The organism is Bradyrhizobium sp. (assembly GCF_036009065.1).
Classification (GTDB): domain Bacteria; phylum Pseudomonadota; class Alphaproteobacteria; order Rhizobiales; family Xanthobacteraceae; genus Bradyrhizobium.
The window spans coordinates 38,886-46,450 of sequence record NZ_DASYMN010000328.1; the positions used below are offsets into that span (position 1 = coordinate 38,886).

Genomic DNA, 7,565 nt, shown 5'->3' on the forward strand with positions numbered 1-7,565 from the left:
GAACGTATGGCCTATCCGCGCTACGCGATCTATTACACCCCAAGGCCCGGCAGCGATCTTGAACGCTTCGGCGCGGAATTGCTCGGCTGCGACGCCAATACCGGCGAGGACCTGGCCTTTCCCGAGGGCATCCTGCAACTGGCGCCGGATTGGCGCGAACTGACACGCGATCCGCGAAAATACGGCTTTCATGCCACGCTGAAGGCGCCACTGTCGCTGGCGCGCGGCAAGACGGAAGCTGGGCTTCTCGCAGCCTGTGAGGCTTTCGCGAATACACCCCGGCAAATTCCGGTCATCAGACCTGTCGTCAATTCGATCGGCGGCTTTATCGCGGTGGTGCCATCCGACCCATCGCCCGAACTCGAAGGGCTCGCCGCGGATTGCGTCAGGGAATTCGATGCTTTCCGCGCGCCGCTCACTTCCGAAGATCGAGCGCGGCGAAATCCTTCGACGTTGACGGCAAGGCAGTGCAGCCATCTCGACCGCTGGGGATATCCTTATGTCATGCAGGACTTCCGCTTTCATATGACCCTCACCGGTCGCCTTGGCGACGCGAAGCGGGAGGCGATCCGGACGATACTACAGGAGCGATTTGCCTTGCTCGAAATCACGACGCTGTCGATCGACAGGATCGCCTTGCTCCGGCAGGATGATGCGGATCGCCGATTTCGGATCGCGGGTGACTACGTTCTTAGCAAGTCCTAGACCGGCCAGATCCTTTCCCGCACCTTGCCGGAATTCCTTGAACCCTTTCGGGATCCATTATTCTCCTTTAATAAATATGGGTTGGGGTGGTGAATTATGGGCATCGAGAACGAGGTCAAATTTGAAGCCTCGACGCGCGATCTGCGAAAGCTGGCAGCTGCCCGCATTTTGCGCCGAAGCGATGGAGAACTGCCTCGGCACAAATATTTGGTGTCGACATATTTCGACACTCCCAAATTGCTTCTCCGAAAAAGCGGCGTATCGCTTCGGGTGCGGCAAGCGGGCAACAAGCGCGTCCAGACCATTAAAACTGTAAACGTCGGGATCTCGCTGGGCCGCGGTGAATGGGAACACAAGCTTCAGGGCGATGAGCCTGACCTGCGGGCCGCGCGCGGTACGGCGCTGGAGCCGCTTCTTTCAGGGAAACTCAAGCGCGATTTAGAACCGATTTTCGCCACTCACGTCCGGCGCACCTTTCTACCGCTCCGTTCGGGGAAAAGTCAGATCGAACTTGCGCTCGACGAGGGACATGTCCGTGCCGGTCAAAAGTCGTCTCCGCTGGCGGAGGTTGAACTCGAACTCAAGAAGGGCACGGCTTCCGATCTATTCAAGGCGGCGCGCCTGGTCGCCGGCCTCGCGCCGGTCAAGCTGGCGCTCAAGAGCAAATCCGAACACGGCTACGATCTGATCGCAGATCAACCTTCGCGGGCATTTCATGGCTCAAAAATTATTCTTGAGCATGACGCAAGCATAACCGCTGCGTTTCAAGTCATCGGACGTTCGGTCCTGAAGCACATAGCCGCCAATGAGCCCGCGGTAAGGGCCGCCGACCCCGAAGGCGTGCATCAGATGCGTGTCGGCGTGCGCCGGCTGCGGGCCGCGATAGCTGTGTTTTCGGAATTGCTTGGCTGCAACCAAACGGAACAGATCAAAGGTGACCTGAAATGGTTGGCAGGGAAGCTTGGCCCGGTACGCGACCTGGACGTTTTTTTGAGAAGCAAAATTGAACTGTTCGAAGGTTCGGATTCCCCGACTGCCGGATTGCCTGAACTCAAAAGTGAACTGATTTATCGGCGCGACATTGCCGCGGAGTCCGCGAAGGCCGCGATTACGACGGCGCGTTACCGTCTCCTCGTTTTTAACATTCTGGAGTGGATAGAGGACGGCAAATGGCTCAAGCAGCCGCGCTCGCATGAGAACCGGAAAATCCGGCCATTCGCCGCCGACCTATTCGAGCGGCGAACCAGGAAGGCGAGAAGGAAGGCCAAGAGAGCCGGCGAAGTGGACCCCCACGCCCGTCACAAGCTGCGTATCGCGATAAAAAAGCTGCGCTACGCGCTGTATTTTTTTGAAACTCTTTATTCCCACGATGGAAGCGCGAAGGCTTTGTCCCGCTACAAGAAACACCTCAAGGATTTGCAGGATAATCTTGGAGCGCTCAACGATATCGCGGTTCACCAAAAACTGGCAACCAAGCTCGCGGCTGGGAGCGGCGGCCCGAAGCCCGAACTGGTTTCCTTCGCAGCGGGCCTGATTGCCGGCTGCGAGCGAAGCGAGGTCCAACCCATCCTCGCCGAAGTCACAAGAACGGCGCGCAAATTGCGCCGGGCAAAGAAATTCTGGTCCTGAGGCTGGTCAGCGCGGGAGTGGCGCAGCGCTTGCACCAAGGTTAGCTGACGCATCAGGTACAAACTAGAGCATGATGGTTTAAGTCGAATCGCCGCGACGCTCATCTCACCTCTCCCCGCAGGGGAGAGGTCGAAGCCGGAGCCAACGGGCCGGCGCGAAGCGCCGCCCGATGATAAACTCCGCGCAGGCTTCGGGTGAGGGGTCTCTCCGCACGTTCGGACTCGCGGAAAGTCCCCTCACCCGCCGCGCATCTGACGATGCGCGTCGACCCCCGATCAAGTCGGGGGCAGGCTCTCTCCCCTGCGGGGAGAGGTGAGAAGCAGCCGCTTCGACCTAAATGCATCACGCTCTACGATAGCATCGTTGAATAAATGGTCATGGCACCGATTGCGATGGTGATCATGCCGACACCGACTTGCAGGCCGCGGTTGGCCCAGGCCAGCCATCGCGCGGAGACCGCGAGCGGCACCGCGATCACGACGGACAGGGCGCCCATGCCGAGCATCGACCCGACGCCGAACAGCAGGACATAGAACATTCCGTAAGCGGCATTCGCGACTTGCGACAGCGAGAGAACAAGAAGCGCCGCCGAGCCGGCCATGCCATGCATCAATCCGACCAGCAGCGAGCGCCAGCGAATGCCGTGGCCATGCAGATGCGCGCTGTTCCGGTGCGCAATGGTTTCATTGACATGGCTGCGGGCATGGATGTGGTGCGTGCCATCGCCGTGGCCGTGCTGGTGGAAGTGCACGCGATCGCGCCATAACCGCCACAACACATGCGCGCCGAGGCCGACCAGCATGATGCCGACCGCGATCTCCAGCGGGCGCGCGAGATCGTCGGGGATCGCGTGGCCCAGCAGGATCGCCGCACCCGCGAACACGAACAGCGTCAGCGTATGGCCGAGCCCCCAGGTCAGCCCGTGCTTGACGATGTCGTGGACGTCGCTGCGGCGTGCGGCGATGCTCGACACCGCCGCGATGTGATCGGCCTCCAGCGCATGCTGCATGCCGAGCAGAAAACCGAACCCCAAAACTCCGAACATGCGCTTTCCCGTTTTACCTTGACGTCTTTAACCCTCACAGCGGCCGTCCGGCAATTCAGAACGGCCCAGCGAGCGTGAGGCGAACCGCCGGCGGTTCGACCGGATGCAGCACGCGGTCCATCACGCCGGTCTGGCACACCGCGGCGGGCGCGGTCGGCGCGCCCTGGTGCGGAAAGCACATTGCAAACAGCGAATCCGACTTGATGAGTGAACCGTAGGCATAGCTGATCTGGTCGGATTTGCTGTTGAGCAGGTTGAAGCCGTCGAGCTGAACGCGCCAGCCATTGTCAAACCGGTATCCCAGCCGCCCGTTCAACAGGCCGGTCGCAGGCGACACGAACGCGCCGTCTTCGGTCAGCGGGCGCGGGCCGAAATAGCGATAGCGCAAGGCGCCGAACCAGCCGGTATTCTCGCCGAGCCGGATGCCGGCGGACCCGATCATGTTCGGCGCGCCGGGAATATAGTTGCCCGGCGCGTTGCCGATCTGTGAGGCGGGAAATCCCGCAAGCGAAGCATAGGTCGCTGCCCGGCCGGGATCGTCGCCGCCGAAGCGCGCATGCGTCATGGCGATGTCGGCCTCCAGGGCCAGCCATGACCGCGGGCGATAATCATTGGTCCATTCGATGCCGGTGCGTCGGCTCGGCCGGCTCGCCACGGTGTCGCCGGCGTCGCCGGCAAACAGGATCTCGGACGCGGAGGCCAGCACGAACAGGGTGGCCGCGCTGGTCAGTCCCGGAACCAGCTTGCTGCGCAGCCCGACCTCGGCGCCGCGCGTCTTGACCAGGAACGGCGAGGCCGCTGCCTGCGAGCCGTCAATGGGCGATTCGGTGATGGTCGCGCCGCGCGCGTCATTGCTGTGGAAACCTTCGCCGGCGTTGAAGAAGAATTCGGTTTTGGCAAACGGTCCCAGCACCACGCTGAATTTCGGGCTGCCGATGAAGGCATCGGCGGCGCCGGAATTGGCAGGCGTGAAAATCGAACGCACCGAGGTGTCGTAAAAATCGCCGCGCCAGCCGGCGACCGTTCGCAGCCAGTCGGTCCAGCGCAGCGTATTTTGGGCGAAAATTCCGACACTGCCCTCCCGCACCGCATCGCTGCGGATCGGCGACAGGAACTGGCGCCGCAAGACCTTGCTGAGATCGAGCCTGATATCGTCGTAGCGGCTTTGCACGCCGATTTCGGTTTCCATCGGCAGGCCATAGAGCTGGCTCTTGAAGATGTGCGAGGCGCTGATGCCGCCGAGGACGCGGTCGTCGTGCTGATGAAACTGGTCGCCATTGACGGGGTCGCTGAGGAAATAGGTGAAATTATTCCACAGATTGAGCGAGCTCTTGATGATGTAGAAATTAGCCTTGGAGCCGCCCTTATCGTCGCTCTCCGCCCAGTTTCCGGACAGCGAGAAGCGGTTGGAATTGCCGCCGTCGCTGGGATCGAGCGCGCCGTAGAGGCCGATCTCGCCGGACGAAATCGCACGCGCCGGTACCTGGTCGGTGGAATTCCATTTATTCGCGTAGGCCATTCCGGTCAGCGAAAATCCATCGGTCGACGTGCCCTGGCTGTAGCGCATCACGCCGTTCAGCTTGCGCAAATTGTCCGGATTGTCCCACGGGCCGTTATAGGCGCCGGCTTCGCCCGCGACCAGCAAGGTGCCCTCGCCGACTTTGCTGGAGGTGACTCCAAGCGCGCGGCGATAGCCGAAACTGCCGGCCGTGACCGACGCCATCGACTTGATGCTGTCGAGCAGGTTGACGTGCACCGAGCCTACCGAAGAGAAATCGCCTTCATCGGCGAAATACGGGCCCTTGCGGATGTTAACCGAGCCGATCAGTTCCGGAATCAGGAAATTCAGGTCGGCATAACCTTGGCCGTGGGCGTGGGTACGCATGCTGACCGGCATGCCATCGACCCACAGCGCCAGATCGGTGCCGTGGTCGAGGTTAAAGCCGCGCAAAAAATACTGGTTGGCTTTGCCCTCGCCGCTGTGCTGGATGACGATCAGCCCGGGCACGACTTCGAGCGCCTCTGCAGGGCGCGAAAACGGCCAGGCGTTGACCTCGGTGCCCGAGACATTCCGTTCGCTCGATGAGGTGAGCGGGGCTTGCGCGGACGCTCCGGCATTCGCGGCGGGATTTCCGCTGCCGACTGCTGCGGGCGTCGCGACTGCGCTGCGGCCGGATCGCCGGCTTCGTTCAACGCCCTTCTTCGGCTTGCCGGCCAACTCCTGACGCGGCTGCGGCGCCGTCACTTCCACCGCAGGGAGCCGCGCCGCATCGGCCGCAGCGAGGCCTTGTGCGCCGGCCTCCGTTGCGCCGGCCGACAAGCTTAAGGCCAGCCCTACCCGCGCACAAGAAAAGCGATGCATCGCATCACTCCCCACGGGCAACGTACCCGATCAAAGATTCCCGCCGCGACGCCGGGCGGCTATGCTGTTTGCGGAAAAACTGGCACGCCGGGTATGATATTGTCAACAAATTATCATACCGGGGTATGACGAACGGAGAGAAAATGCAGCGCGTCACCATCACCCTCGACGATGATCTGATGGAGGAGCTTGACCGGATGATCGCCGAGCAAGGCTACCAGAACCGGTCGGAGGCGATCCGCGATTTTACCCGCGCCGGGATGCAGCAGGCCGCCGAAAAAACGGGGAAAGCCGGCAACTGCGTTGCCGCCCTGGTCTATGTCTACGACCATGCCGCGCGGGATCTGTCGCGGCGGCTGGTCGAGAATTATCACGGCCATCACGATCTCTCGATGGCGACGCTTCACGTCCACCTCGACGATGACAATTGCATGGAAGTGACGGCCTTGCGCGGCACCGGCGCCGAGGTGCAGCATTTCGCCGACCACATCATCGCCGAGCGCGGGGTGCGCCATGGCCGGCTGGTGATGATACCCACCGAGACCGGCAAGAAGACAAAGTTCGCCCGCAAGCGCTCCGGCCATATGCACAAAGCTTCCTGACGCCATGGGAGGACTCAAGGCGCGAAGGATAAAGAAGCTATGGCTCGAAAGCGCACAAGCAAGAACTATACGGTCCAGCCGTTTCAGATTCGACCGGATCGGAGCGAGATCGATCTTCCACCGATAAGCGCGGACAATCTAGCGTCGGCCGCGGCAAGCCATGATCTATGCGCCGACTCCCGCACCGCCTGGCAGGCGGCGCAGCGCTGATCGCACCCGTCTCCAGGCAAATTCCCTGCCTGGCGAGCGCTCGGCGTCCGCGCGCTACGGCGGGCGCTACTAAATTCCTTTTTAATGGAGTTCCCGTGCGGGGGACACCATCATGGTCGGGATTAACGCCGCCGACCGCAGGCAGTACGCCGATTTCGAGCGCGGCGCCGGAGAGCGTCGCCGTCCTGATCGCGTGACCATGACGTCCAAGGAAGTTTTTGATGGCTGATCCGCACAAAGCAACAATCGGGCGACGCCAGTTGCTGCGGACGGGGATGTTCGGCCTGCTCGCCACCGCCGCAACGACGCTGGAGACCGGCACCGTTGCCGCCGAGACCGACACCGGCATCGGCAAACGCAAAGCCCGCTTTCAGGCGAACGCTGCCGAGGTCCAGACCTTCTACCGAGTCAATCGCTATCCGAAGCGTTGAGGAAGGCGCCTATGCTGATAAAACGGTCGGGACATCGAGCACGCCGAGGCAAGATAGCTTCGGAATTGGCGCAGCAATCAGGCGACAAACTGGATCGCCGCTCCTTCCTGCGCCGCTCCGGTCTGGCCGCGGGAAGCCTGGCGGCGCTGAGCAGCTTGCCGCTCAGCATACGGCAAGCAGAGGCAGGCCCGCCGCCTCCCCCCGGCGCAACCGTCACCACCCGGAAAAATGTGTGCACCCACTGCTCGGTAGGCTGCTCGGTAATCGCCGAAGTCGCAAACGGCGTGTGGATCGGCCAGGAGCCGGACTATGACAGCCCGATCAATCGCGGATCGCATTGCTGCAAAGGCGCGGCGGTGCGAGACGACGTGCTGAGCGATCGCCGCTTGCGTTACCCGCAAAAGCAGGTGGACGGCCAGTGGAAACGGCTGTCGTGGGATCAGGCCATCGAAGAGATCGGCGACAAGCTTCTGGAGATCCGCCAGAAGGCCGGCCCGGATTCGGTCTACTGGCTCGGCTCGGCCAAGTTCACCAACGAGGCCGCCTACCTCAACCGCAAGCTCGCCGCTTTCTGGGGCACC

Annotated in this window: 7 protein-coding genes; 5 read left to right on the forward strand and 2 right to left on the reverse strand. The window is 62.0% G+C overall.

The window, feature by feature from the left end; genetic code table 11:
- Positions 1-6: 6 nt before the first annotated feature.
- Together VGP39_RS20450 and VGP39_RS20455 are read left to right on the forward strand one after the other, a co-directional pair.
- Complete coding sequence (locus VGP39_RS20450; protein ID WP_327569911.1) at positions 7-705, forward strand: DUF1045 domain-containing protein; 699 nt, start codon at positions 7-9, stop codon at positions 703-705.
- Positions 706-801: 96 nt separating this feature from the next.
- On the forward strand, positions 802-2,334 hold the full coding sequence (locus VGP39_RS20455) for a CYTH and CHAD domain-containing protein (protein ID WP_327569912.1): 1,533 nt from the start codon (positions 802-804) through the stop codon (positions 2,332-2,334).
- Positions 2,335-2,683: 349 nt separating this feature from the next.
- Here the strand turns inward: VGP39_RS20455 and VGP39_RS20460 are convergent, their stop codons facing one another.
- Positions 2,684-3,379, reverse strand: coding sequence for an urease accessory protein (locus VGP39_RS20460; RefSeq protein ID WP_327569913.1), 696 nt, complete (start codon positions 3,377-3,379; stop codon positions 2,684-2,686).
- A gap of 55 nt (positions 3,380-3,434) precedes the next feature.
- Positions 3,435-5,741 carry a TonB-dependent receptor gene (locus VGP39_RS20465; RefSeq protein ID WP_327569914.1) on the reverse strand — a complete coding sequence of 769 codons (2,307 nt, stop codon included), beginning with the start codon at positions 5,739-5,741 and terminating at the stop codon, positions 3,435-3,437.
- Positions 5,742-5,884: 143 nt separating this feature from the next.
- Here VGP39_RS20465 and nikR point away from each other — a divergent pair, with 143 nt between their 5' ends.
- From nikR to VGP39_RS20480, 3 genes are all read left to right on the forward strand, one after another.
- Entirely contained in the window at positions 5,885-6,343 is a 459-nt protein-coding gene (nikR, locus tag VGP39_RS20470) for a nickel-responsive transcriptional regulator NikR (protein WP_327569915.1), read from the forward strand.
- A 431-nt stretch (positions 6,344-6,774) separates the two neighbouring features.
- A complete protein-coding gene (locus VGP39_RS20475) occupies positions 6,775-6,984 on the forward strand; it encodes a formate dehydrogenase (protein WP_327569916.1) in 210 nt (69 codons plus the stop codon).
- An 11-nt stretch (positions 6,985-6,995) separates the two neighbouring features.
- The coding region (locus tag VGP39_RS20480; protein ID WP_327569917.1) for a molybdopterin-dependent oxidoreductase at positions 6,996-7,565 on the forward strand (570 nt) is incomplete at its 3' end.